Below are 24,705 nucleotides of genomic sequence, written 5' to 3'. Positions count from 1 at the left end.
CGGCATACTCGATCCAGTCACAACTCGCCCGAACCCTCCCGAATGGACAAAGAAGTCGACCCCGCGGTACTTGCGGTCATCAATGAAAAGCGCCTGGCAGGCGAGAAGCGCACGCCCGTCGAGATCATTGCCAGGATGGGCGTGTTCGATGCGCCTCAGAAAGCCTCCGAATACGCCTGGCTGGCGACGGGCGACAACGTGATCGCCACCATCTGGGCGGAGTTCGTGAGCATCGGCGCCGGCGGGCGCTGGTTCTATCTCGAGTCTCTGGATACGCAACATCGCATCGGCGGCGGCGAGCGCTCGGCCCTGCAGATCCGGCGCGCCAAGGACCGGCTCGTCCTGCTCAAGCGCTCGCTGGACGCGGGCCAGGGCGTGAGGGCCGTGCTGCAGACAAACCGCATCGCCATTTCCGACCTGGAGACCGACAAGGCCGCCAAGGTGTCGACGCGGGTGCCGGACGACCAGGAATGGCACGTCGCCACGTGGGATGCCGAGCAAAGAATCGCGGTCCTCGTGCGCGGCCCGCGCGGGTGGCTGCCGACGGAAGAAGACATGCAGGCCGCGCGCGCGCGCGGCGGCGTGCCGGTCGCGCCGGTGGAGGAGTCATCCGGCCAGGCATCATGGGAGGAGGTCCAGGCGGCCGCGCTCGACTACCTCACGCGCCATTTCGCGGGCTACGGCTACAAGGTCGAGAACGTGGCCAGCCAGCAGCTGGGCTACGACATCGAGGTGTCGGACAAGAAGGGCGCCACCTTGCTCAAGCTGGCGGTGAAGGGCACCGTGCCCGGAATGACCGGCTTCCAGCTCACGGCCGACGAGCGCGCCTGCGCAAAGCGGGGAGATCCCTGGCGCCTTGCGGTGGTCACGGACGCCATCGGCCCCGCGGCGCAGCACAAGCTCTACAAGCCGTCCGAGATCGACCAGGCACCCGGTCTGGAGCCGCTGCTCGACTAGCGAGCCGGCGCCCGGCAAAGGCAGCGCGACGCGCCGCGCCTAGAAGGTTTCGCGGCCGAGTGGCTCGACCTTGCCCCCGAGTGCGGCCATGCGGGCGCGGCGGGCCCGGTCCTCATTGAGCCTGAGCGCCGCTTCCACCCTGGCTTGCCTGCGTTCCTTTCGCCGCTCCCGCCATGTCACCGGCATCGTGACGAACAGGCCCACCAGCGCAATCAGCGCGAGCGATCCGGCGAGCGCGGTCAGGATGTTGAGATCTTCCCGGTCGAAGTCGCCTGGCATCGCGGGCGTCGACTGCGCGAGAAAGAGTTGCGCCGGCGGGAAGGCCAGTGCCGCCCACACGAGGCCAAGGCCGATGATCGTGGCCAGCACGAACATCCAGGCGAAAGCCCGCCGGTAGGTCTTGCGCGCCGAGGCTCTCGGCCTCATCGGACTCATGCCTTCTCCGTCAGTGCAAATGGAAGCTCGCGTGATGGTGCGCGACGACGCGCCGACGGGTGTCGGCCAATGCCGTCAGGCCGCGCCGGACAAGCGGCTGTCGTCGCCCGGTGTAGGCCGGCGCCTACGTTGCAATGTTCCTGACTCCGACACTCGAGGGTGGAGCCTATTGCGGTATTGGCACGTAGGATTTTGCGCGCGTGGGGGGAGGAATTTTGGTCACACTTGCCAGGAATTGCCGGTCTCCCGCGGCCCCTTGATCCGCAGCTCACCCTCGAGGCTTCCATGAACGTCATCGACCAAGACCCCTCCACAGACGCGGCGCAGCACATGGCCGTCCTGCTCGACGCCATGACCCGGCTGCGCAGGGGCGACGCCAGGGCGCGATTGCCCGTTCACTGGAGCGGACTGTCCGGCAAGCTCGCGGACGTCTTCAACGATCTCGTCGAGCAGAACGCCATGCTGGCGTCCGAGCTGACGCGGCTGCGGCAGGTGGTCGGCAAGGAAGGCAAGCTCAAGCAGCGCGCGGTGATGCACGAGACGCGCGGCTTCTGGGGCGAATCGATCGAGTGCGTCAACGCCTTGATCGACGACCTGGTGCACCCCACCAGCGAAGTCGCCCGCGTGATCGGCGCGGTCGCGCAGGGCGACCTGTCCAAGAGCATGGCGCTGGAGGTCGAGGGCCGCGAACTCGAAGGCGAGTTCCTGCGCACCGCCAGGACCATCAACAAGATGGTCGAACAGCTGGGCAACTTCTCCGCCGAGGTCACGCGCGTGGCGCGCGAGGTGGGCACCGAAGGCAAGCTCGGCGGGCAGGCCAAGGTCAAGGGCGTCGCCGGGACCTGGAAGGACCTCACCGATTCCGTGAACTCCATGGCCGGCAACCTGACCGACCAGGTGCGCAACATCGCCGACGTCACGACCGCCGTCGCCAAGGGCGACCTGTCGAAGAAGATCGACGTCGACGTGAAGGGCGAGTTCCTCACCCTGAAGAACACGATCAACACCATGGTCGACCAGCTGCGCTCCTTCGCATCCGAGGTCACGCGCGTCGCGCGCGAGGTCGGCACGGAAGGCTCCCTGGGCGGGCAGGCGCGGGTCGAGGGCGTCTCCGGCACCTGGAAGGACCTCACCGACTCCGTCAATTCCATGGCGGGCAATCTGACCAGCCAGGTGCGCAATATCGCCGACGTCACGAAGGCGGTGGCCGCCGGCGACCTCTCCAAGAAGATCACGGTGGATGGCAAGGGCGAGATCCTGGAGCTGAAGAACACTGTGAACACGCTGGTCGACCAGCTGCGTTCCTTCGCGGCGGAGGTCACGCGGGTGGCGCGGGAAGTGGGCACCGAGGGCAAGCTCGGCGGGCAGGCGGACGTGCAGGGCGTGGCCGGCACATGGAAGGACCTCACGGACTCCGTCAATTCCATGGCCGGCAATCTGACGAGCCAGGTGCGCAACATCGCCGACGTGACGAAGGCCGTCGCGGCGGGGGACCTGTCGAAGAAGATCACGGTGGACGTGAAGGGCGAGATCCTGGAGCTCAAGGCCACCATCAACACCATGGTGGACCAGCTGCGCTCCTTCGCGGCGGAGGTGACGCGGGTGGCGCGGGAAGTGGGCACCGAGGGCAAGCTCGGCGGGCAGGCGGACGTGCAGGGCGTGGCCGGCACCTGGAAGGACCTCACCGAGTCGGTGAACTTCATGGCGGGCAACCTGACCTCGCAGGTGCGAAACATCGCCGACGTCACCAAGGCGGTGGCCGCGGGGGATCTGTCCAAGAAGATCTCGGTCGACACCAAGGGCGAGATCCTCGAACTCACCAACACCATCAACACGATGGTGGACCAGCTCTCCTCCTTCGCGGCGGAGGTCACGCGGGTGGCGCGCGAGGTGGGCACCGAAGGCAAGCTCGGCGGCCAGGCCGACGTGCAGGGCGTGGCCGGCACCTGGAAGGACCTGACTGAGTCGGTCAATTCGATGGCGTCGAACCTGACCTCGCAGGTGCGCAACATCGCGGACGTGACGAAGGCGGTGGCCGCGGGCGACCTCTCCAAGAAGATCACCGTCGACGTGAAGGGCGAGATCCTGGAGCTGAAGAACACCGTGAACACCATGGTCGACCAGCTGCGCTCCTTCGCCGCTGAAGTGACGCGGGTGGCGCGCGAAGTGGGCACCGAAGGCATCCTGGGCGGCCAGGCGGACGTGCAGGGCGTGGCGGGGACCTGGAAGGACCTGACCGAGTCGGTGAACTTCATGGCCGGCAATCTGACCTCCCAGGTGCGCAACATCGCCGAGGTGACGACGGCCGTGGCGGCGGGGGACCTGTCCAAGAAGATCACGGTGGACGTGAAGGGCGAGATCTCGGAGCTCAAGAACACCGTCAACACCATGGTGGACCAGCTGCGCTCCTTCGCCGCCGAAGTCACGCGCGTGGCGCTGGAAGTGGGCACCGAGGGCATCCTGGGCGGGCAGGCGGACGTGCAGGGCGTGGCCGGCACCTGGAAGGACCTGACGGACTCCGTCAACCTGATGGCGTCCAACCTCACATCGCAGGTGCGCAACATCGCCGACGTGACGAAGGCCGTGGCGGCCGGGGACCTGTCGAAGAAGATCACGGTGGACGTGAAGGGCGAGATCCTGGAGCTCAAGGCGACCATCAACACCATGGTGGACCAGCTCTCCTCCTTCGCGGCGGAGGTGACGCGCGTGGCGCGCGAGGTCGGCACCGAGGGTCGCCTGGGCGGGCAGGCGCAGGTGCGCGACGTCTCGGGCACCTGGAAGGACCTGACGGACAACGTCAATTTCATGGCGGGCAACCTCACGGGCCAGGTGCGGGGCATCGCCAAGGTCGTGACCGCCGTGGCCGACGGCGACCTGAAGCAGAAGCTCACGGTGGAGGCCAAGGGCGAGATCGCGGCGCTGGCCGAGACCATCAACAGCATGACCGACACGCTGGCCACCTTCGCCGACCAGGTGACGACCGTCGCGCGCGAAGTGGGTGTCGAAGGCAAGCTCGGCGGGCAGGCCAAGGTGCCCGGCGCCGCCGGCACCTGGAAGGGGCTGACGGAAAACGTCAACCAGCTCGCGGCCAACCTGACGACCCAGGTGCGCGCCATCGCCGAAGTGGCCACCGCGGTGACGCAGGGCGACCTGACGCGTTCCATCACGGTCGAGGCGCAGGGCGAGGTGGCGGCGCTGAAGGACACCATCAACGAGATGATCCGCAACCTCAAGGACACGACGCAGAAGAACACCGAGCAGGACTGGCTCAAGACCAACCTCGCCAAGTTCAGCCGCATGCTGCAGGGCCAGAAGGACCTGCTCACCGTCGGCCAGCTGATCCTGTCCGAGCTGGCACCGGTGGTGGGCGCTCATCAGGCCGAGTTCTACGTTCTCGCCAACAGCGGCGGCACGCCCCGGCTCAAGCTGTTCGCGAGCTATGCCTCGGGCGGCCAGGGATCGCACGGCAAGGAGATCGAGGTCGGCCAGGGGCTGGTCGGCCAGTGCGCCATCGAGAAATCGAAGATCCTGCTCACCAATGTGCCGAGCGCGGCCTTCAAGGTCGCGACCGGCCTGAGCGAAAGCGCGGCGATGGATGTGATCGTGCTGCCGGTCGTGTTCGAGGACGAGGTGCGCGGCGTGCTGGAGCTGGCCTCGCTGGAGCGCTTCAACCCGGCGCACCAGGCCTTTCTCGACCAGCTGACGGAATCGATCGGCATCGTGATCAACACCATCTCCGCCAACATGCGCACGGAGCATCTGCTGACGCAGTCGCAGTCGCTCGCCGAGGAGCTGCAGAGCCGCCAGCAGGAGCTGCAGCAGACCAACGAGGCGCTGCAGGAAAAGGCCCGCCTGCTGGTGCACCAGAACCAGGAGGTCGAGCGCAAGAACCAGGAGGTGGAGCAGGCCCGCCAGGCGCTGGAGGAGAAGGCCGAACAGCTCGCGCTGACCTCCAAGTACAAGTCCGAGTTCCTGGCCAACATGTCGCACGAGCTGCGCACGCCGCTCAACAGCCTGCTGATCCTGTCGGACCAGCTCTGCAAGAACAGCGACGGCAACCTGACGCCGCGCCAGGTCGACTATGCCAAGACGATCCACCTGTCGGGCAACGACCTGCTGATGCTGATCAACGACATCCTGGACCTCTCGAAGATCGAATCGGGCACGGTGGCGGTGGAAGTCAGCGAGCTTCGGCTGGACGAACTGCGGCGCTCCGTCGAGCGCAGCTTCCGCCATGTGGCGGAGGCCAGGCACGTGGACTTCGAGATCACCATGCTCGAGCCCTTGCCCGAGAGCATGGTCACGGACGTCAAGCGGCTGCAGCAGATCATCAAGAACCTGCTGTCGAATGCGTTCAAGTTCACCCATCGCGGCTCGGTGGCGCTGTCGATCCGTCGCGCCGAGAGCGGGTGGTCGCGCGACTCGGAGGAGCTCAACCGGGCCAGCCAGGTGATGGCCTTCGCGGTGTCCGATACGGGCATCGGGATTTCCGCCGACAAGCAGCAGATCGTGTTCGAGGCCTTCCAGCAGGCCGACGGCTCGACCTCGCGCAAGTACGGCGGCACCGGGCTCGGCCTGGCGATCAGCCGCGAACTCGCGCGCCTGCTGGGCGGCGAGATCCGCCTGGCCAGCGCGCCGTCGCAGGGCAGCACCTTCACGCTGTACCTGCCGCAGAGTTACAGCCCCTCGCGCACCGCGCGGGCCGGCCGCGCCTGGCTCGCGGAACCCCGGGACCGGTCCGCCCTGCTCGCGCCGGAGTCGCGCGAGGCGCTGGCGCCGGGCTCGGCGGGCGCCCCGCACGACGACCGCACCGTGGACGACCTGCCGGCGCTCAACGTCGCGGACGACGACCGCGACACCATCCTGCCCGGCGACAAGGTCGCGCTCGTCGTCGAGAACGACCTCGCCTTTGCGAAGGTGCTGATGCAGGCGGCGCGCCGCAGCGGCTTCAAGGCCCTCGTGAGCCCGAGCGGTGCCGGCGCCCTGGCCATGACGCGCGACTACCGTCCGAGCCTGATCACGCTCGACATCTTCCTGCCAGACATGGAAGGCTGGCGCATCCTGGAGCGCCTGAAGGCCGATCTGGCGACGCGCCACATTCCGGTGTGCGTGGTCTCCACGGACGACTCGCGCGAACGCGCGCTGGGTTCGGGCGCGCTGGGGTTCCTCGCCAAGCCGCTGCAATCGGTCGACCAGGTGGAGGCGGCCATGGCCGAGCTGCATCGCTACGTGCATGCGCCCACGAGGAAGCTGCTGGTGGCGATGGCCGCGGCGCCCGCGCGCGATGCCTGCCTGGCGGCCTTCGACGTGGACGGCGTCGCGGCGGTGCTGGCCGAAAGCGCGGATGACCTTCGCCGCGAACTCGCGAGCGGCGAGGTCGATTGCCTCATCACCGACGGCCGCATCCCCGGCTTCGACCGCTCGGACCTCGCCGATCCGCTGGAGCAGCGCCCGCCCGTGCATCAGCTGCCGGTGGTGGTCTACAGCGAGGACGAGCCCGGTGCCCCGGCCGAGGGGCCGCTTGCGCCGGACTGGCCCCACGGCCCCGGCGGGTCGGCCTGGCGAAAGGTGCGATCGGCCGATGAGTTGATCGAGGCGGGCACCTTCTTCCTGCACCGCGCCACGGCCACCATGTCGGAGATGGAGCGGCGTGCCGTCGAGGCGGTGAACGAGGGCGCCTGCTCGCTCGCCGGCAAGAAGGCGCTCATCGTCGACGACGACATGCGCAACATCTTCGCGCTCGCTGCGGTGCTGGACCAGCAGGGCATGGAGATCGTGTCGGCGGAAAACGGCCGCGACGCGATTCGCCGGGTCCAGGAGGACCCGTCGATCGACATCGTCCTCATGGACATCATGATGCCGGAGATGGACGGCATGGAGACCATGCGCGAGTTGCGGCGCCTTCCGCGCGGAAGGCACCTGCCCCTGGTGGCGGTCACCGCCAAGGCGATGAAGGGAGACCGGGAAAAATGCATCGAGGCCGGCGCCTGGGACTATCTGTCGAAGCCGGTCGACACCGCCTATCTGCTGGTCGTCCTGCGAGGCTGGCTCTGCAAATGACAGCGTTTCCCGTCCCGCACGCGCCGGCCGGCGATGCCGAGCGGGCCAACATCCTGGTCGTCGACGACCTGCCGGAGAAGCTGCTCGTCTTCCAGACCGTCCTGGAGGATCTGGGGCAGAACCTGGTGCTGGTGCGCTCGGGCGCGCAGGCGCTGCGGGAGGTGCTGCAGCGCGAGTTCGCCGTCATCATGCTGGACGTCAACATGCCGGGCATGGACGGCTTCGAAACCGCGGCGCTGATCCGCCAGCATCGCCGCGGCGCGCACACGCCGATCATCTTCATCACCTCCTATGCCGACGAGATGCAGACGGCGCGCGGCTACTCGCTCGGCGCGGTCGATTACATCCTGTCGCCGCTGGTGCCGGAGGTGCTGCGCAGCAAGGTGAGCGTCTTCGTCTCGCTCTTCCTGATGCAGCGCGAGGTGCAGCTGCAGGCCGACGCGCGCGCCGCCATGATGGCGGCGGAAGCCGCGCGCCGCGTGGCGGAAGAGCGGGACCGGCGCTCCGCCTTCCTCGCGCACGCGAGCCGGGCCCTGAGCGGATCGCTGGAGATCCAGGTCGCCGCGCGCCAGCTGGCCCGGTTGCTGGTGCCGACCGTCGCGGCGGTCTCCGTCGTGCTGCCGGCGAGTCCCGATTTCGGTACCGTCGAGGCGGTGGCGGCGCGCGAGCAGGGCGGCCGAGCGCTGGTGACGAGCGGGCCGGAATCCGGCATGGACGCCGCGGTGCGCAAGGCGCTCGACGACGCGATCATGGGGCAGCGTCTGGTCGTCCTGGCCGGCGCGGAATTGAACGGCCTGACCGTCGAATCCTTCGGCCTGGGCGGCGGCATGGCGCCATGGCCGGCACTGCGGTCGGCCGCCGCCGTGCCGCTGGTCTTCGGCGAGCGGGTGCTGGGTGCGCTGCTGGTGCTTTCGAGCGAAGAGGCCGCCTGGGAGCGCGCCGCCGACAGGTCGATCCTGGACGAGGTCGCCGTGCGGGCGGCCACCGCCTTCGAGAACGCCAGGCTCTACCGGGTGCTGCAGCGCGAGATCGTGGAGCGCAAGGCCGCGCAGGAAGAACTGCTGCGGGCCGATCAGCGCAAGGACGAGTTCCTCGCGATGATGTCCCACGAGCTGCGCAACCCGCTGGCACCGATCCACACCGCCGTGGAGGTGATCCGGCGGGTGGCGCCCTCGAACGCGAAGATCAGCTGGGCGCTCGACATCGCCAGCCGCCAGCTCAAGCAGATGACACGCCTGATCGAGGAACTGCTGGACGTCACGCGTATCAGCCAGGGCAAGATCACGCTCAAGCGCGAGCCGATGGACCTGAACAAGGTGCTGGCGCAGAGCGTGGAGACGATCCAGCCCGCCATCCAGGCCCGGCGCCAGGTGCTCGGCGTCGCGATGCCGGAGGGCCCGGTCTGGTTGCATGGCGATCCCGCCAGGCTCACGCAGGTCATTGCCAATCTGCTGCACAACGCGTCGAAATACAGCCCGGAAGGGACCGCGATCGATCTGCGATCGGAGTCCCTGGAGGGCGAGGCGATCGTCACGGTGCGCGACCACGGCATCGGCATCGACGAGGAACTGCTGCCGCGCATCTTCGACCTGTTCTCGCAGGGCAAGCGCGGTCTCGATCGTGCGCAGGGAGGCCTGGGCGTCGGGTTGACGCTGGCGCGGCGCCTGACCGAAATGCACGGCGGCCGGATCGAGGCGCGCAGCTTCGGCCGGGACCAGGGCTCGGAGTTCCGGGTGCGGCTGCCCTGCATCGCCCTGGTGCGCCGGGATTCCGATGCCGCATCGCCCGCCGCCCCGGCGCCCGAGGCGCGCCCGCAGCGGGTGCTGGTCGTGGATGACAACCTCGACGCCGCGCGGGCCATCGCGACCATGCTGGAGCTGGACGGTCATGTCGTGCGGACCGCCGCCGACGGCGAAGATGCCCTGGCGGCCGTGACGCAGCACCGTCCGACCGTGGTCGTGCTGGACATCGGCCTGCCGCTGCTCGATGGCTACGAAGTCGCCCGGAGGATGCGGCTCATGGAGGAGACGCAAGGCGCGCTTCTGATCGCGCTGACGGGCTACGGCCAGAAGGAGGATCGCCAGAACGCGATCGAGGCCGGCTTCGACCACCACTTCGTCAAGCCCGCGGACCCGGCCGTGCTGCTCGAGTGCATCCGTGCCTGGTGCGAAGCGGCCACGGGCGCGGCGGGGCAGGCGCCTCAGGGCACCGCTGGAATCATCGACAGCGCATCTTCCAGCGAGGCGCGCTCGCGGCTGTAGCGTTCGACCGCCGCGACGTTGTCCGCGATGTGCTCGCGCGTGTACATGCCGGCCACCACCGCGCCGCGTTCGCCGGCCTCGTGGCAGGCCCAGGCGAACATCGCCTCGGCGTGGCTGAGCCCGAGCCGCCGCGCGGTGGCGAGCAGCGCGGGCGCGGCGAGGGCCGCGTCCCCGCCGGCCATCGGCTGGGTGACGAAGCGGAAGCGCGTGTCGGCCGCCGCGCCGGCGACCCCACGGCCGAAACTCGAAGGCTGCTGGATCACGCTGCCCAGGCGTTCCTGCGTCGCCTCGTCTTCGCCCGCCGGGTGGGCCAGTCCCCAGGCCCGGATCTGGCCGGCGCGCACCCGTCCGTCCAGGAAGTCCCGCAACTCCTCGCGCTGAGGCAGGTGGGCCACGCGGGGCTCGTGCAGCAGGTAGAAGTCGATGTAATCGGTGCCCAGCTCGCGCAGGGAGGTCTCGAGGCACTCGCGCGCATAGGCGGCATCGTGGCGGCACTGGCCCAGCAGGCTGCCCGACACGGTGCGCACGCGCTTGCGCAGCGGCGCCAGCGCGTTGCGCAAGGGTCGCACCAGTGGCCGCGCGAGGCGCTGCCAGGTCTTGAGGTGGGGCGCGACGATGCCGAACTTGGAGGTGATGGTCACGCGGTCGCGCTTGCCGCGGATGAATTCGCCGAGCACCTTCTCGGCATCGCCGAAGCCGTAGGAACGCGCGACGTCGAAATGCGTGACGCCGAGATCGAGCGCGCAGGCCATGGCGTCCAGCGCCTGGCTGCCGCTGACGCGCCCCATGACGGAGGCGCAACCGAAGCCGAGCAGCGAGACCCGTGGGCCGGCGGGAGCGAATTCAACCATGTGCATGATGGGCGCTCGCGATGTGGTCGGCCTGCCGCACGGCGAAGGCCATGAGGGTCAGCGTCGGATTGGCCTGACCCGAGGTTGGGAAAAGCGAACTGCTGCAAGCGTACAGGTTGGAGGTGCCAAAGAGCAAGCCGAAGCCGTCCGCGACGCCGTCCTCGGCGGTGGCGGCCATGCGAGTGGTGCCGATCTGATGCAGGCCGTCGCGCGCCTGGCGCATCACGGCGTCGACACGTTCGCCTTCGGGGTACTGGTAGATCAGCTCGCCGATGTCGTGGGCGCGCAGGTGCGCATCGAGCACGGCGTGCGCCGCCACCACCGATTCGGCATCGCCGCGGTGAAAGCGCAGGTCGATCCGCGCGCGCGGCAGACCCAGCCGGTCGTGCGCGTCGGCCAGCGTGATGCGACTCTGGTCGAAGGGCGACTGTTCGGCGTGGTAGTGCAGGGCGTAGCGATTGCCCGGGCTGTGGACGAAGAAGCCCGGCAGCCGGGTCTTGGCAAAGTAGCGCCCATGCAGGAAGCGGGTGACGAAGGCGGCCGTGCCGAAGGGCGCGCGCAGCAGGTTGCGCGCATGGCGCAGCAGGCTGGGCCTGGGCCCGCCGCCGATCAACGCCTTGCGGATGGCGGGCGCGGCGAGCTTGTCGCGCAGCACCGGCGTGGACAGCGCGAGGTACGCCGCCGACAGGATGCCCGAGCCATGCACGGGATCGACCGGCGGCGGATTGTCGAGCCACAGCGCGATGTTCAGCAGCTTGTGGGCGCGCAGCGCGGCCTCGGTGAAGGTGAAGCGCCGGCGCACATAGTGGCTTCCCGAGCGCTCGAAGCCGTAATGGGTCTTGCCGGGATCTCCGCGGAACTGGACGGTCGCGATCTTGCCGGACAGGTGGCCCATGTAGTAGCGCCCCAGGTGCGCCGCGCCGGCGAGCGCAACCCTGCCGGCCTTCTGGGCCTGCAGCAGCAGACGGGTGGTCTCGACGCCACCGCAGGCCAGGATGAAGACGTCCGCGGCCATGCGCCGCGGCGCCTGTGCCGCATCGCCCTCGGAGGAGCGCAGCAACAGGGCCGCGATGGCGCCGGGGCGCTCGCTCGGCTCGACGTCGACGACGGTCGCGCCCAGCACGCATTCGATCAGCGCTTGCTGGCGGATCCTGGGGCCGAGCCGCCCGACCAGTACGGGGTTGGCGCTCCAGCGCTCGAGGTGGGAGGAGAGCACTTCGCCCTCGACGAAGCGCGCCACCAGGGGACCGCGCGCATTGGCCGCCACGGCGTCGGCGTAGTCGAAGCGCGCCTGGCCGCAATCGGCGTAGTGGCAGGCCTGCGCCCAGTGCGGCGCCAGTTCGTCGACGGTGAATGGCCAGTGCGCCGGGCGCAGCGGGCCGCGCTCCACGAAATCGAGCGCGTCATAGGGCAGGCAGCGCCCGCCCCACAGATGGCTGGTGCCGCCGAAACGGCGCTGCACCGCGTCTTCCATCGGTGCGTGGGTCTGGGCGGCGGCCAGTTCGGCATCGGACAGGCGCTGGGCCTCCTCGCTGCGCGCCTCCAGGCCGCTCTCGATCAGCGTGACGCGGCAGCCGCGGCGCGCCAGTTCCAGCGCCAGCACCATGCCGGCGGGCCCGCTGCCGACCACCGCGACGTGAAGAGGAGGGGCCGCGAGGGCTTCGGCAGGGGACGGAGAGGGCGAAGCTGGCGGCATGCGCCGGATCATACGGGAGGCCCCATGGCGGCCTTCCGCGCGGCCGGCGCCCGCGTCGGCCGGACCCAGGATGAAGAAAAGGCCGCGAATGCGGCCTTTTCGGGGTGTGATGTGTGCGGGGGCGTTCGGAAAGCGATCCGGCGCTTCTCCAGGCCGCCGCCGCCGGCTGGCGGCTCTCAGCGCCTCTCGTGCGTCACGGAACGGTGCGCGCGCCGGAAATCGCCGAGACGAGGCCCACGGCGCCGGCGCGCAGCAGCTCCTGCCGCAGCGCCGCCTCGAGCTGGGCGCGCGCCAGGTCGGGCCGGTCATGGTCGTATTCCTCGTCCAGTTCGCAGTGCAGGTAGTAGTCGACCCTTGCCATGATTCTTTCTACCGAAGCTGCGAGGTCTGTCTCATTCATGTCCGCTCCTCCGAATGTCGTCGTGCGGAAACGACTCGTTTCTGATCCCTGATCACATCCGCCGTTGGGCCGAAGCCACGTTGGTGCTTCGATACAATTTGCGCATTATGGCCCGCTGGATCAACGACACAGTGGCCTTTGTCGTGGTAGGCCAACATCCCGTGTGGCTAAAGTTGCTAGGTAAATATACCTAGCGCAGGCGGAATCGATCCCATATCCGGGGGATGCGGGGGGCGCGCAGGGGGGCATGCCCTGGCGGCGGTGCCGCTGCTTCCTGCCCCGCCGGGGGCGGCGCCAGCAGGTGCCGGACGGACTGCGAGACCTTCACGCAATCCTTGATGTGCAACTCGCCCAGCGCCCGCAAGGCCGCATAGCCGAGCGCGGCGGACACCACCTGGCCCGCGATGGGGACGTATTTCGCGGCCTGCCTGGCCGTCATCCGCACGCCGGCATGGCGCGCGAGGGTGATCAGCAGCTCGCGCGTCACGAGTTTGCCCACCAGCAGCGCGCCGACAGCCGAGGCGGCTTTCTGGACGTGATCGCGCTGGTAGGGGGCCAGCCGCTCGATCTGGGCCACCGAAAGGCCGAATTCGGCGCTGATCCGGGGAATCAGGCGCGACAGCAGCGCCGCGTCGGCGGCCCAGTCGACACCGGGAATGGGGATGGCGCTCGCGGCTGCCGCGACCAGCGCCTGCCGCCCGAGCAGACGCCGGGCGCGCCGGATCGCGGCGATCAGTTGCGGGTCCCCTTGGGCGAGCTGGATGGCGGAGGGCATGCCGTCCGCAGCTTAGCAGGCCTGGTCGAGCCGCGTCAGGCGGTCAGCGTCTCGAGCTGGTCCGACAGGGCGAGCCAGCGTTCCTCCAGCTGGGCGATCTCGTCGTTGAGCGCCTTCAGGCGCTTGCCGGCTTCGACGATCTCCGCCGCCGCCAGCGGCTGGGCCATGCGGGCCTCGAGCGCGGTCTTTTCGCTGCCGGCCGCGGCGAGGCGCTGGTCGACCTGGGCGAGCTCGCGCTTGAGCGGCTTGGCCTGGTCGCTGCGCTGCTGGCGGTCCTGCGCGTCCTGCTTGCGCTGGGTCTTGCCGGCCGCCGGGGTCTCCCGGGCCACGGGCGAGGCCGCCGCCTTGGGCGCGGGGGCGCTCGCCACCATGGCCGGGGCCGACGCCACGGGCAGGGCCGCCGCGTCGCGCGTGGCCGCCTTGGCCTCTTCGCGCAAACGCTTGGCCTCATCGAGCAGGTAGCGCTGGTAGTCGTCCAGATCGCCGTCGAAATCGGTCACCACGCCGCGGCCGACCAGCCAGAACTCGTCGCACACCGAGCGCAGCAGCGCCCGGTCGTGGCTGACCAGCATCAGCGTGCCCTCGAACTCGTTGAGCGCCACCGCCAGCGCCTCGCGCGTGGCGAGGTCCAGGTGGTTGGTCGGCTCGTCAAGCAGCAGCAGGTTGGGCCGTTGCCAGACCATCATGGCCAGCACCAGGCGCGCCTTCTCGCCGCCGCTCATGGTGCCCACCGCCTGCTTGACCATGTCGCCGCTGAAATTGAAGCTGCCGAGGTAGCCGCGCAGATCCTGCTCGCCGGTGCGTTCCTTGACGCTCGAACCCAGTTCGCGCGCCATGCGCACCATGTGTTCGAGCGGCGTGTCCTGCGGGCGCAGCACGTCGAGTTCCTGCTGGGCGAAGTAGCCGATGTTCAGGCCCTTGCCCTCGGTCACCGTGCCGGCCAGCGCGCCCATTTCGCGCGCGATGGTCTTGACCAGCGTCGACTTGCCCTGGCCGTTGGCGCCCAGGATGCCGATGCGCTGGCCGGCGAGCACGGAGCGGTTCACGCCGCGCAGGATGACCTTGGGCGCCTCGCCCTCGACCTGGTAGCCGAAGCTCGCGTCGCTGATCGAGAGCATCGGATTCGGGATGTTGCCCGGCTCCTTGAACTCGAAGGTGAAGTCGGCCTCCGCCAGCAGCGGCGCCACCTTCTCCATGCGCTCCAGCGCCTTGACGCGGCTTTGCGCCTGCTTGGCCTTGCTCGCCTTGGCCTTGAAGCGGTCGATGAACTTCTGCAGATGGGCGATCTTGTCCTGCTGCTTGGAGAAGGCCGACTGCTGCAGCTCCATCTGCTGCGCGCGCAGCGTCTCGAAGGCGCTGTAGTTGCCGCCGTAGCGCGTGAGCTTGGCATGCTCGATGTGCAGCGTCACGTCGGTCACGGCGTCGAGGAACTCGCGGTCGTGGCTGATGACGATCATCGTGCCGGTGTATTTCTGCAACCAGGCTTCGAGCCAGACGAGCGCGTCCAGGTCCAGGTGGTTCGTCGGCTCGTCGAGCAGCATCAGGTCGCTCGGGCACATCAGGGCGCGCGCCAGCTGCAGCCGCATGCGCCAGCCGCCGGAGAAGCTGTTGACGGGGTGGTCGAGCTCGTGCACCTTGAAGCCCAGCCCGAGGATCAGCGCCTGCGCGCGCGGTGCCGCATCGTGCTCGCCGGCATCGGCCAGGTCGGTGTAGGCATGCGCCAGGGCCATGCCCAGCTCGTGGTCGTCCGGCTTGGCCTCGTGCGCGGCCTCGACCGCGGCCAGCGCCTCGCGCAGCTCCACCAGCCGGGTGTCGCCGCCGACCACGAACTCGGTCGCGCCTTCGTCGGTTTCGGGCATGTTCTGCGCCACCTGCGCCATGCGCCACGGCCTGGGCAGGGAGAAATCGCCGCCGTCCTCGTGCAGCGTGCCGTTGAACAGCGCGAACAAGGTGGACTTGCCCGCGCCGTTGCGGCCCACCAGCCCCACCTTCTCGCCGGGATTGATGGTGACGCTGGCGCCGTCCAGCAGCACTTTGGCGCTGCGGCGCAGGATGACATTCTTCAGGGTGATCATTGGCTCGGCGAAATGAGGCTCATGGCTTCGACCGCGGCCAGCACGGCGGCGGTCTGGGTGTCGTGGGCAAGTATGAAAGCATCACCGTAGACGGTTTCGTCGGGAAACTCGGTGATCAGGGTCAGGGCGGGTCCGGGGCGGTCGACCTCGCTGATGGCGCAGGCCGTGCCCTGAATCACTTCGAAAGGAAGCTCGCCGGCGTGCGTATTGTAGGTGGCGAGCTGCGCCGCGTTGAAAGCCATGAGATCGGGGCGCTCGGCGAGGCGGCGGCACACGTGCTCCGCGAGTTGCCGCGCCTGGGCCGCCCAGCCCGCGTGGTGGCGCAGGATCAGGAAGAAGCCCTTCGGCACGGTCCACAGGTCGAAGCCGCGCGGGATGTAGCCGCTCAGGGGGCGCGTCCATTCATGCGCCGGGTAGCCGTGCAGGTTGACGTGCAGGGTCGCGCCGGACATCTCCAGCGCGCGGTGGCGGGCCTCGCGTTCGTGGAACGGCCGCTTGTCCCTGTACTCGACGTCGTCGCCCAGGGCCGTGTAGCGCGCGGCGTGGTGCATGTGCCGGGGCGCATGTGCGCAGAGTTCCCGGTGCAGCGCGTAGCCGTCGGGGTTTTCGAGCGCGATGAGGGCGAAGTGCGAGCCCGGCCGCGCGGCCAGCGCCTGGGCGGCACGCAAGGCGCCGACCACGCCCGAGGTCTCGTTGGCATGCTGGCCGCCGCTGATGATCACTGCCGGGCCGTCGCCGCGGTGATGGATGCCGATCACGCCGCGCCCCTGCCGGCTGAGCGCCTGGAAGCGCTCGCCGCGGATCTGCGCCATTTCCTGCCTGATGCGTGCCGGGTGGAGCGGCGCGTAGGCCTCGGCGAGCGCCGTCGCGTGTTCGGTGTCCGCTTCGGCCGTGGGGGCGGTATACGGGCTCAGGCTGACTCGCAGCGACACCGGGCCCGCGCTCGCGCGGATGTCCGGCACGATCTGGCCCGGTTGCAGCCGGCGGTCGCCGGCCGGCCGCCCGCTGCGGTGCTGGAAGATCTCCAGCAGCGAGAAATAGAGGTCCTCGTGCAGCGCTTCGTGCGTGTCCATCCAGGCGCTGCCGCCCTGCGGCAATTGCGCGATCCCGGGCATGTCTATCCGGATGTCGAGCCGTTCGAAGTAGGGTTCGGTCGCCGGCCAGGCGTGCCCGTGCAGGGCTTCCATCGCCAGGCGAAAGATCTCCTCGTAGTCCGATACGCGCGCGCCATCGCTCGACGTGTGCGAGCCGGCGCCCACCCGAAGCCAGGCGCAAGGCGACAGCATCGTGTTGCCGAGCAGGTCTTCGTGCACGCGGTTCGGCGCGAACACGGTGTCGACGCGCTGTTCGCCGCTCTGCCAATGAAGCTCGACCTCGTAGCGCGGCGTGGCATCCGACACCGCTTGCGGCTCCAGCCGCAGCTCGATCCCCGCGAGCATGGCGGCCAGCGGATAGCTCTCCAGTGCGAAGCGGCGCGGCGATGCCTGGGGATGCACCGGGTAGCGCACCGTCACGCTGGCGAGCGCGCGGCGGTCCACCTCCTCCTGGAAGTGATGCACCAGCGGCTTGTAGGCGCTGCGAAAGCGCGCCTTGATCCCGGCGGCCGCCAGGCGTCGCTCGGCGTCACGCCGCGCCGGCCAGCCTTCGAAAAGCCACGCCTCGACATCGGCGCCGGGCGCGGCGTCCGCCAGGAGTTCCTCGATCCAGGTATCGAGCGTGCGCGGCAGTTGTGCCTCGAGGAGAACTGTCATCGTCAAACCTTGCCGAGGGGGTCGAGCCGGTCGCGCAGCCAATCGCCCAGCAGGTTGAGGCCAAGCACGGTCAGCATGATCGCCAGCCCCGGAAACACGCTCACCCACCACGCCGTCTGCAGGTAGTTGCGGCCATCGGCCAGCATGCCGCCCCAGCTCGGGATCTGCGGGTCCACGCCCAGGCCGAGAAAGGTCAGGCTGCTTTCCAGCAGGATGTTCTCGGCCACGTTGAGCGTCATCAGGATCACCACCGGCCCCAGCACGTTCGGCAGGATGTGGTGCCGCACCATGGAGAAGTCACGCACGCCGAAGGCGCGCGCCGCCTGCACGAACTCGCGCTCGCGCAGCGACAGCACCAGCCCGCGGACCAGCCGCGCGTACTGCACCCACTGCGACAGCACCATGAACAGGATGATGTTGCCCAGGCCGCCGCCGAGAATCGAGATGAAGGTCAGCGCGATCAGGATGAAGGGCAGGGCCAGCTGCACGTCGACGCAGCGCATCAGGAACATGTCCCAGAAGCCGCGGTAGTAGCCCGCCACCAGCCCGACGACGACGCCCACCGTCACCGAGCCCAGCACCGACACGAAGCCGACGTAGAGCGAGATGCGGCCGCCCAGCAGCACGCGCTCCAGCACGTCGCGGCCCAGCGGATCGGTGCCCAGCAGATGCGCCCAGTGCGTGAAGGGCGCCGTGAGACGCGCGCCCAGGTCCATCTTCGCGCCCTGGTCGGGAAAGAGGATCGGCGACAGCAGCGCGAGCGCCACCATGCTGCCCACCAGCAGCACGCCGACGATGAACTCCAGCGAGCGCAGGTGGCGCCAGCGCCCGGGCTTCTGCGTCGGGACGGCGGAAACGGCAAGGGTCGACATCAACCGGGCCTCTCAACTGTTGCGGATGCGCGGATCGACCAGCCCGTAGGCCAGGTCCACCAGCAGGTTGGCGAAGACCACCAGCAGGGCCAGCACCGTGACGGCGCCCTGCAGCACGGGGTAGTCGCGCGCCGAGATGGCGTCGAAGGCCAGCGTGCCCATGCCGGGCCAGTTGAAGACCTTCTCCACGACCACCAGGCCGCCGATCATCTTGCCGAACTGGAGGCCGATGTAGGTGATCAGCGGAATCGCGCAGTTGCGCAGCGCGTGCTTGTAGAGCACCACGCGGTTCTTCAGGCCCTTGGCGCGCGCCACCATGATGTACTGCGCCGAGAGCGTCTCCAGCATCGAGGTGCGCACCAGCCGCACGTTGGTGGCCGAGAAGATGATCGCCATCGTCAGCGTCGGCATGATCAGGCTCACCGGCCCGTCCCACCCCGAGGGCGGCAGCAGCGGGAAGGTGATCGACAGCAGCAGCACCAGCATGATGGCCAGCCAGAAATTCGGGAACGACAGGCCGACCAGCGAGCCGATGCGGATCGCCTGGTCCACGCCGCCGCCCTGGTGCACCGCGGCCTGGATGCCCAACGGAATCGAGATCAGCAGCGACAGCAGCAGCGAGGCCCCCGCCAGCGCCAGCGTCGCGGGCAGGGCATCGCCGATGAGCCGCGACACCGGCGTGCCGCCGAGGAAGCTCTTGCCGAAGTCGCCGACCACCATGCCCTTGAGGAACTCCGCGTACTGCACCGGGAAGGGCCGGTCCAGGCCCAGCCCGATGCGGATGTTCTGCAGGTCCTGTTCGGTCACGCTGCCCGCGCCCTGCGCCAGCATGATGGCCGGATCGCCCGAGAGCCTCACCGCATAGGAGACGAACAGCGTGACCACCAGGACCACGAAGATGGCCTGGAGGACCCGCTTGACGAAGAAACCGAGCATGAGGCGAGGACGTTATTCGACCGTGGCATCCACGAAGCGGAAGCGGCCGTCGGCGGGCAGCGCGAGGTTCCTGGCGCGCTTGTTCACGCCGTAGACCGTGTTCAGGCTGTAGAGCGGCATTTCGAGCGCCTGGTCGGCCACGTAGCGGCCGATCTCGCGCAGCGTCTTCTGGCGCTCGGCCTGGTCCCAGGTGTTGCGCTGGGTGTGCAGCAGCGCATTGAGCTTGGCGTCGTCGTCGAAGGGGTTCCAGCGCTGCTTGGTGTAGTACATCGCATACGCGGTGTTGTCGTAGTCGAAGGTCCAGCCGCCCCACTGGTTCTGCCACATCTCGCCGGTCTTGCCGTTCGGGATGATGTCGTTGAGCAGCACGTTGGTTTCATAGGGCTTGAGCGAGACCTGCACGCCGACCGCGCCCAGGTAGGCCGCCACCGCCTGCGAGACCTCGCGGAAGTTGCTGTCCGGCCCGCGGAAGTCCAGCTGGATCTGCGTGCCCGGCTTCACGCCGGCCTTCGCCAGCATCGCCTTGGCCTGCGCCGGATTGAAGGGCAGGGGCTTGAGGGCGGGGTCGTAGCCGAAGGACAGCTCGCCCTGGAAGCTCGCGATCGGCTTGGCCTGCCCGAGCAGGATGGTCTTGATGATGGCGTCGCGGTCGACCGCCATGATGAGCGCCTTGCGCACCTGGGGGTCCTTCATGATGCCGCGCTGCGTGTTGTAGCGCAGCGCCAGCGCCACCGGGCCGTCCATGCTCACCACCGAGAGCTTCGGGTCTTTCTTGAGGGTGTCGAGCATCGACAGCGGCACCTGGTTGGCGACGTCGACGCGGCCGGCCTGCAGCTCGGCGGCCTGCGTCGCGGGCTCGGCGATGAAGCGGTAGACCAGCTTGTCGATCTTGGGCGCCCCGCCCCAGTAGGCCGCGTTGCGCTCGAAGGAGAGGCTGACCTTGGGCTTGTACTCGGTGAACTTGAAAGGGCCGGTGCCCACCGGGTTCATGCCGAAGTATTCGCTGCCCTTTTCCTTGATGTACTTGGGCGGCACGATCATCGCGCCGTAGCCCGCCAGCTTGGTCAGCAGCACCGGGTCGGGCGACTTCAGGTAGAAGTCGACCGTCAGCGGATTGACCACCACCACCTTGTCGATCGAGTTGTAGTTGGACTGCTGCGGGCCCTTCTTGCCTTCGTCGCCGAGCAGGCGGTCGAAGGTGAACTTGACGGCTTCCGCATCGAAGGGCTCGCCGTCGTGGAACTTCACGTTCGGGCGCAGCGTGAAGCGCAGCCTGGCGTTCTTGTCCAGGAACTCCCACTTGGTCGCCAGGCCCGGCACCAGCTTCATGTCCGCCGTGCGCATGATGAGGCCGTCGAACACCTGCCCGCCGACGGCGCCCCAGGAGACCAGGAAGGTGGCGATCGGGTCCCAGTTGCCCGGGTCCTGGTGCAGCGCGACGGTCAGCGTGCCGGCGGCTTGCGCCGTGGTCGCGGCCATGGGGCTGCACAGCGCGGCCAGCGCGAGGCCGGTGGCCAGCAGGGTGCCTTTGAACTTCGTGAGCATGGGAATAACTCCTGTTGAGTTGTCGTTTGGAATCGGAGAAAGAAAACGTTCAGGCCGCGGCGACGACGGCGGCGCGATGGCCCGCCGCGACGTCCATCAGCCGCAGGATGGCCGGCTCGTCGCCGACCCGCCGCATCGGGCTGGGGATCTCGCCCTCGATGAGCGATGTGTCCTTGTGGCGGCCCGGCTCGGCCACCGGGACGGCCGCGAGCAGCTTGCGCGTGTAGGGATGGCTGGGCGACTCGAAGACCGCCTGGCGCGTGCCGATCTCCACGATCTGCCCCAGGTACATCACGGCCACGCGGTGGCTGATCTTCTCGACCACCGCCATGTCGTGCGTGATGAAGAGATAGGACAGGCCGCGCTCCGCCTGCAAGGCCATGAGCAGGTCGATGATCTGGGCCTGGATCGAGACGTCGAGCGCGGACACCGATTCGTCCGCGATGATGAGCCGCGGGTTGCACGCCAGCGCCCGCGCGATGCACACGCGCTGGCGCTGCCCGCCGGAGAACTCGTGCGGAAAGCGCCCGGCATGCTCGGGCTGGAGGCCGACGCTCTCCAGCAGCTCGGCCACGCGCCGCTCGATGGCCGCGCCTTCCGGCAGCAGCTTGTGCGTGCGGATCGGCTCGGCGATGCTGAAGCCCACCCGCTTGCGCGGATCGAGCGACGCATAGGGGTCCTGGAAGATGTACTGGATGTCCTGGCGCAGCCGGCGGCGCCCGGCCATGTCGAGTTCGGCGATGTCGCGCCCGTCGAAGCGGATCGTTCCGCCGGTCGGCTCCACCAGCTGCTGCAGCGTCTTGCCGATGGTCGACTTGCCGCTGCCGGACTCGCCCACCAGGGCCAGCGTCTCGCCGGGGTAGATGTCCAGGCTCACGCTCTCCACCGCATGCACGCGGTGCGTCACGCGGCCCAGCCAGTCGCGCTTGACGTCGAAGCGGGTCGTCAGCTTGTCGACCTGCAGCAGCGGCTTCTCGTAGCGCGCCGTGTCCTGGACGCGCGTAGTGCCGACGGTGCGGCGTGTCTCGCCCTCCAGCACCTCCAGCGGCGTGCGCAGCGGCCAGGGCTGGCCGGCGAGGCTGCCCAGGCGCGGCACCGCCGCCAGGAGCGTCTGCGTGTAGGGATGCGCCGGCGCCCTGAAGATCTGCTCGACCGTGCCTTGCTCGACCTTGCGCCCGCGCCACATCACCACCACATCGTCGGCCATCTCGGCCACCACGCCCATGTCGTGGGTGATGAAGATCACGGCGGTGCCGAAGTCGCGCTGCAGCTCGCGGACGGTGTTGAGGATCTGGGCCTGGATGGTCACGTCCAGCGCGGTGGTCGGCTCGTCGGCGATCAGCAGCGTCGGGCGGCACGACAGCGCCATCGCGATCATCGCCCGCTGGCGCATGCCGCCCGAGAGCTGGTGCGGGAAGGCGTCGAGCAGCCGTTCGGCGTCCGGCAGGCGCACCTTGCGCAGCAGCGCCAGCGCTTCCTGCCGCGCCTCCCGCGCGCTCATGGCGCGGTGCAGCACCAGCGCCTCCACGATCTGGTTGCCGACCGTGAACACCGGGTTCAGCGAGGTCATCGGCTCCTGGAAGATCATCGCCATCTCGTTGCCGCGCATGCGCAGCAGCGTGGAAGGCTCGGCCTGGGTCATGTCGAGCACGGCACCGTCGCGGGAGCGGAACATGACCTGGCCGCCGGCGATGCGGCCGCGCGTGTAGTCCGTCAGCCGCATGATGGCCATCGAGGTGACGGACTTGCCCGAGCCGGATTCGCCGACGATGGCCAGCGTGCGCCCGGGCGCCACCTCGAAGCTCAGGTCGTCGACGGCGCGGAAGACGCCCTGAGGCGTATCGAACTCGACGCAGAGGTTCCGCACGGACAGCAGTGGCGCGTCGGGGGAGGGCAGGGGGCTGGGCAAGGGGCTTCTTTTCTTTCTGTGTCCTGGCGGTCGCTAGCGCTCTCGTGGCGCGATGCCATTCCTGCAGTGCAAGGCGCGTGCCACGGAGTCGGCGCTCAATGCCGGGTCGGGTTGGAATGGCGCACGAGCGCCTCGCGCGTGACCAGCAGCACCTGGTCCTCGCCGGCGGAGGTTTCGAGCCAGACCACCTCGAGCGTGGGGAAGGCCGCCTCGAAATGCTCGCGCTCGTTGCCGATCTCGAGCACCAGCACGGCGCGCTCGTTCATGACAGCGGCCGCGTCGCGCAGCAGCGCCCGGACGAAGTCCATGCCGTCGGCGCCGCCGGCCAGCGCCAGCGCGGGCTCGGCCTGGTATTCGGCGGGCAGCCCGGCCATGCTTCGCGCATTGACGTAGGGCGGGTTGCACAGGATCAGGTCGTAGGGCCCGCGCACGTCGGCCAGGCCGTCGGATTCGATCAGCGTGATGCGGGCGTCGAGTTCATGGCGCGTCACGTTGATGGCCGCGACTTCCAGGGCCTCGGTCGAGAGGTCCGCCGCGTCGACGCTGACTTCCGGGTAGGTCATCGCCGCGATGATCGCCAGGCTGCCGTTGCCCGTGCACAGGTCGAGCACGCGCCGCGTCTGCTCGTCGAGCCAGTAGTCGATGCTGCCGTCGACCAGCAGCTCGGCGATGAAGCTGCGCGGCACGATGGCGCGCTCGTCGATGTAGAAGGGCACGCCTTGCAGCCAGGCCTCCTTCGTCAGGTAGGCCGCGGGCTTGCGCGATGCGATGCGCATCGCGAAGAGATCGGTGACGCGGGTGGCGTCCGCCGGCGAGACCGGGCGATGCGCCACCGACTCCAGTTCGTCCAGCGGCAAGCCCAGGCGCCACAGCACGAGCCACACGGCTTCGTCGAAGGCGTTGTCGGTGCCATGGCCGAAGGCCACGCCCGCGTCGGCGAGCTGCCGCGCGCCGGCTTCGATGAGTTCGAGGACCGTGCTCATGCCGGCAGCCACGCCTCGAGCGTATCCAGCGTGCGCCTGTAGATGTTCTTGAGCGTCTCGATCTCATCCACCGCGATGTGCTCGTCGATCTTGTGGATGCTCGCGTTGACCGGGCCCAGTTCGATCACCTGCTCGCAGATCTTCGCGATGAAGCGCGCGTCGCTGGTGCCGCCGCTGGTGGAAAGCTCGGTCTCGATGCCGGTCTCGTCGCGGATGGCCTGCTGCACGGCCTCGACCAGCGGGCCCGGCACCGTCAGGAAGGGCAGGCCGCTGATCGTCCAGTCCAGCGTGTAGTCGACGTCATGCTTGTCCAGCACGGCGTGCACGCGCTGCTGCAGCGCTTCGGCCGTCGACTCGGTCGAGAAGCGGAAATTGAAGTCCACCACCGCCGCGCCCGGGATCACGTTGCCGGCGCCGGTGCCCGAATGAATGTTGCTCACCTGCCAGCTGGTGGGCTGGAAGTGCGCGTTTCCCGCATCCCAGCCGCCGCTCTGATTGATGGCGACCAGCTCGGCCAGCGCGGGCGCGAGCGAATGGACCGGGTTCTTCGCCAGGTGCGGGTAGGCGATGTGGCCCTGCACGCCCTTGACGGTGAGCCTGCCGCTCATCGTGCCGCGCCGGCCGTTCTTGATCATGTCGCCGCAGCGCTCGACGGCGGTGGGCTCGCCGACGATGCAATAGTCCAGGCGCTCGCCGCGCGCGGCCAGCGTGTTGCAGACGATCACGGTGCCGTCGCGGCCCGGGCCTTCCTCGTCGCTGGTCAGCAGCAGGGCCAGCGTGAGGCGCGGGTCGGGCGTGGCCGCGAGGAATTCCTCGATCGCGACGACGAAGGCCGCCAGCGAGGTCTTCATGTCGCAGGCGCCGCGCCCGTAGAGCTTGCCGTCGCGGTGCGTGGGCGTGAAGGGGTGGCTGGTCCACTGGTCGAGGGGCCCGGTCGGCACCACGTCGGTGTGCCCCGCGAAGGCCAGGGTCCTCGCGCCCGCGTCCCCGGCGCTGCCGGCACGCACGGCCCACAGGTTGGTCACGCGGAAGTCCGCCGGGCCGCTCTCGATGCTCTCGAGCCTGAAGCCGGCGCGCGCGAGCCGCTCGCCGAGGATCTGCTGGCAACCCGCATCATCGGGCGTGACGGAGGGGCGGGAGATCAGTTGCTCGGCGAGCTGCAGCGTTCGGGACATCGAAGTGACAAGAGAGTGCGAGAG

At 69.0% G+C, this 24,705-nt stretch carries 16 protein-coding genes; 3 read left to right on the top strand and 13 right to left on the bottom strand.

Features of this window, described 5'->3' with window-relative positions:
* Positions 1-42 precede the first annotated feature (42 nt).
* Positions 43-957: a protein NO VEIN domain-containing protein gene (locus AC1DNF_RS04445; RefSeq protein WP_478147341.1), complete on the top strand. Its 915-nt coding sequence runs from the start codon at positions 43-45 to the stop codon at positions 955-957.
* Between the two features lie 39 nt (positions 958-996).
* Here the strand turns inward: AC1DNF_RS04445 and AC1DNF_RS04440 are convergent, their stop codons facing one another.
* Positions 997-1,392, bottom strand: coding sequence for a hypothetical protein (locus tag AC1DNF_RS04440; RefSeq protein ID WP_478147340.1), 396 nt, complete (start codon positions 1,390-1,392; stop codon positions 997-999).
* A gap of 285 nt (positions 1,393-1,677) precedes the next feature.
* Between AC1DNF_RS04440 and AC1DNF_RS04435 the strand changes: the two genes are divergently transcribed.
* Positions 1,678-7,452, top strand: a complete 5,775-nt coding sequence (locus AC1DNF_RS04435) for a HAMP domain-containing protein (RefSeq protein ID WP_478147339.1) — start codon at positions 1,678-1,680, stop codon at positions 7,450-7,452.
* Complete coding sequence (locus AC1DNF_RS04430) at positions 7,449-9,713, top strand: response regulator (protein ID WP_478147338.1); 2,265 nt, start codon at positions 7,449-7,451, stop codon at positions 9,711-9,713. The genes AC1DNF_RS04435 and AC1DNF_RS04430 overlap by 4 nt, the downstream gene beginning before the upstream one ends.
* Here AC1DNF_RS04430 and AC1DNF_RS04425 read toward each other — a convergent pair.
* The 12 genes from AC1DNF_RS04425 to dapE all read right to left on the bottom strand — a co-directional run bounded on the left by AC1DNF_RS04425 (position 9,653) and on the right by dapE (position 24,681).
* Positions 9,653-10,570: an aldo/keto reductase gene (locus AC1DNF_RS04425; protein WP_478147337.1), complete on the bottom strand. Its 918-nt coding sequence runs from the start codon at positions 10,568-10,570 to the stop codon at positions 9,653-9,655. The two genes, AC1DNF_RS04430 and AC1DNF_RS04425, sit on opposite strands and share 61 nt — an antisense overlap.
* Entirely contained in the window at positions 10,557-12,260 is a 1,704-nt protein-coding gene (locus AC1DNF_RS04420; protein ID WP_478147336.1) for an FAD-dependent oxidoreductase, read from the bottom strand. The genes AC1DNF_RS04425 and AC1DNF_RS04420 overlap by 14 nt, the downstream gene beginning before the upstream one ends.
* A gap of 193 nt (positions 12,261-12,453) precedes the next feature.
* Positions 12,454-12,660, bottom strand: a complete 207-nt coding sequence (locus tag AC1DNF_RS04415; RefSeq protein WP_478147335.1) for a hypothetical protein — start codon at positions 12,658-12,660, stop codon at positions 12,454-12,456.
* A 190-nt stretch (positions 12,661-12,850) separates the two neighbouring features.
* Positions 12,851-13,435 carry a hypothetical protein gene (locus tag AC1DNF_RS04410; RefSeq protein ID WP_478147334.1) on the bottom strand — a complete coding sequence of 195 codons (585 nt, stop codon included), beginning with the start codon at positions 13,433-13,435 and terminating at the stop codon, positions 12,851-12,853.
* A gap of 35 nt (positions 13,436-13,470) precedes the next feature.
* Positions 13,471-15,510 (bottom strand): ABC-F family ATP-binding cassette domain-containing protein, encoded by a 2,040-nt coding sequence (locus tag AC1DNF_RS04405; protein WP_478147333.1) that lies wholly within the window; start codon positions 15,508-15,510, stop codon positions 13,471-13,473.
* The gene (locus tag AC1DNF_RS04400; RefSeq protein WP_478147332.1) at positions 15,507-17,261 is read right to left on the bottom strand and encodes a M14 family metallopeptidase; all 1,755 of its coding nucleotides are present in this window, start codon (positions 17,259-17,261) and stop codon (positions 15,507-15,509) included. The genes AC1DNF_RS04405 and AC1DNF_RS04400 overlap by 4 nt, the downstream gene beginning before the upstream one ends.
* 2 nt (positions 17,262-17,263) lie before the next feature.
* Positions 17,264-18,133: an ABC transporter permease gene (locus tag AC1DNF_RS04395; RefSeq protein WP_478147331.1), complete on the bottom strand. Its 870-nt coding sequence runs from the start codon at positions 18,131-18,133 to the stop codon at positions 17,264-17,266.
* 12 nt (positions 18,134-18,145) lie between these two features.
* On the bottom strand, positions 18,146-19,069 hold the full coding sequence (locus tag AC1DNF_RS04390; protein WP_478147330.1) for an ABC transporter permease: 924 nt from the start codon (positions 19,067-19,069) through the stop codon (positions 18,146-18,148).
* 12 nt (positions 19,070-19,081) lie between these two features.
* Positions 19,082-20,614 (bottom strand): ABC transporter substrate-binding protein, encoded by a 1,533-nt coding sequence (locus AC1DNF_RS04385; protein WP_478147329.1) that lies wholly within the window; start codon positions 20,612-20,614, stop codon positions 19,082-19,084.
* A 49-nt stretch (positions 20,615-20,663) separates the two neighbouring features.
* Positions 20,664-22,523 carry an ABC transporter ATP-binding protein gene (locus tag AC1DNF_RS04380; protein ID WP_478147328.1) on the bottom strand — a complete coding sequence of 620 codons (1,860 nt, stop codon included), beginning with the start codon at positions 22,521-22,523 and terminating at the stop codon, positions 20,664-20,666.
* A gap of 95 nt (positions 22,524-22,618) precedes the next feature.
* On the bottom strand, positions 22,619-23,506 hold the full coding sequence (gene prmB / locus AC1DNF_RS04375) for a 50S ribosomal protein L3 N(5)-glutamine methyltransferase (protein WP_478147327.1): 888 nt from the start codon (positions 23,504-23,506) through the stop codon (positions 22,619-22,621).
* Complete coding sequence (gene dapE, locus AC1DNF_RS04370) at positions 23,503-24,681, bottom strand: succinyl-diaminopimelate desuccinylase (RefSeq protein WP_478147326.1); 1,179 nt, start codon at positions 24,679-24,681, stop codon at positions 23,503-23,505. Before dapE ends, prmB begins: the two co-directional genes overlap by 4 nt.
* Positions 24,682-24,705 lie beyond the last annotated feature (24 nt).

This window comes from Variovorax sp. 01T432 (assembly GCF_056398605.1).
The sequence above is the reverse complement of the archived record's forward strand: the minus strand, read 5'-3'. Positions and strand labels throughout refer to the sequence as shown.

Coding starts and splice junctions, on each gene's coding strand:
- AC1DNF_RS04430 (WP_478147338.1), top strand. CDS start 7,449: ATGACAGCGTTTCCCGTCCCGCACGCGCCGGCCGGCGATGCCGAGCGG.
- AC1DNF_RS04400 (WP_478147332.1), bottom strand. CDS start 17,261: ATGACAGTTCTCCTCGAGGCACAACTGCCGCGCACGCTCGATACCTGG.
- AC1DNF_RS04390 (WP_478147330.1), bottom strand. CDS start 19,069: ATGCTCGGTTTCTTCGTCAAGCGGGTCCTCCAGGCCATCTTCGTGGTC.
- AC1DNF_RS04440 (WP_478147340.1), bottom strand. CDS start 1,392: ATGAGTCCGATGAGGCCGAGAGCCTCGGCGCGCAAGACCTACCGGCGG.
- dapE (WP_478147326.1), bottom strand. CDS start 24,681: ATGTCCCGAACGCTGCAGCTCGCCGAGCAACTGATCTCCCGCCCCTCC.
- AC1DNF_RS04435 (WP_478147339.1), top strand. CDS start 1,678: ATGAACGTCATCGACCAAGACCCCTCCACAGACGCGGCGCAGCACATG.
- AC1DNF_RS04415 (WP_478147335.1), bottom strand. CDS start 12,660: ATGAATGAGACAGACCTCGCAGCTTCGGTAGAAAGAATCATGGCAAGG.
- AC1DNF_RS04445 (WP_478147341.1), top strand. CDS start 43: ATGGACAAAGAAGTCGACCCCGCGGTACTTGCGGTCATCAATGAAAAG.
- AC1DNF_RS04425 (WP_478147337.1), bottom strand. CDS start 10,570: ATGCACATGGTTGAATTCGCTCCCGCCGGCCCACGGGTCTCGCTGCTC.
- AC1DNF_RS04395 (WP_478147331.1), bottom strand. CDS start 18,133: ATGTCGACCCTTGCCGTTTCCGCCGTCCCGACGCAGAAGCCCGGGCGC.
- prmB (WP_478147327.1), bottom strand. CDS start 23,506: ATGAGCACGGTCCTCGAACTCATCGAAGCCGGCGCGCGGCAGCTCGCC.
- AC1DNF_RS04385 (WP_478147329.1), bottom strand. CDS start 20,614: ATGCTCACGAAGTTCAAAGGCACCCTGCTGGCCACCGGCCTCGCGCTG.
- AC1DNF_RS04410 (WP_478147334.1), bottom strand. CDS start 13,435: ATGCCCTCCGCCATCCAGCTCGCCCAAGGGGACCCGCAACTGATCGCC.
- AC1DNF_RS04420 (WP_478147336.1), bottom strand. CDS start 12,260: ATGCCGCCAGCTTCGCCCTCTCCGTCCCCTGCCGAAGCCCTCGCGGCC.
- AC1DNF_RS04405 (WP_478147333.1), bottom strand. CDS start 15,510: ATGATCACCCTGAAGAATGTCATCCTGCGCCGCAGCGCCAAAGTGCTG.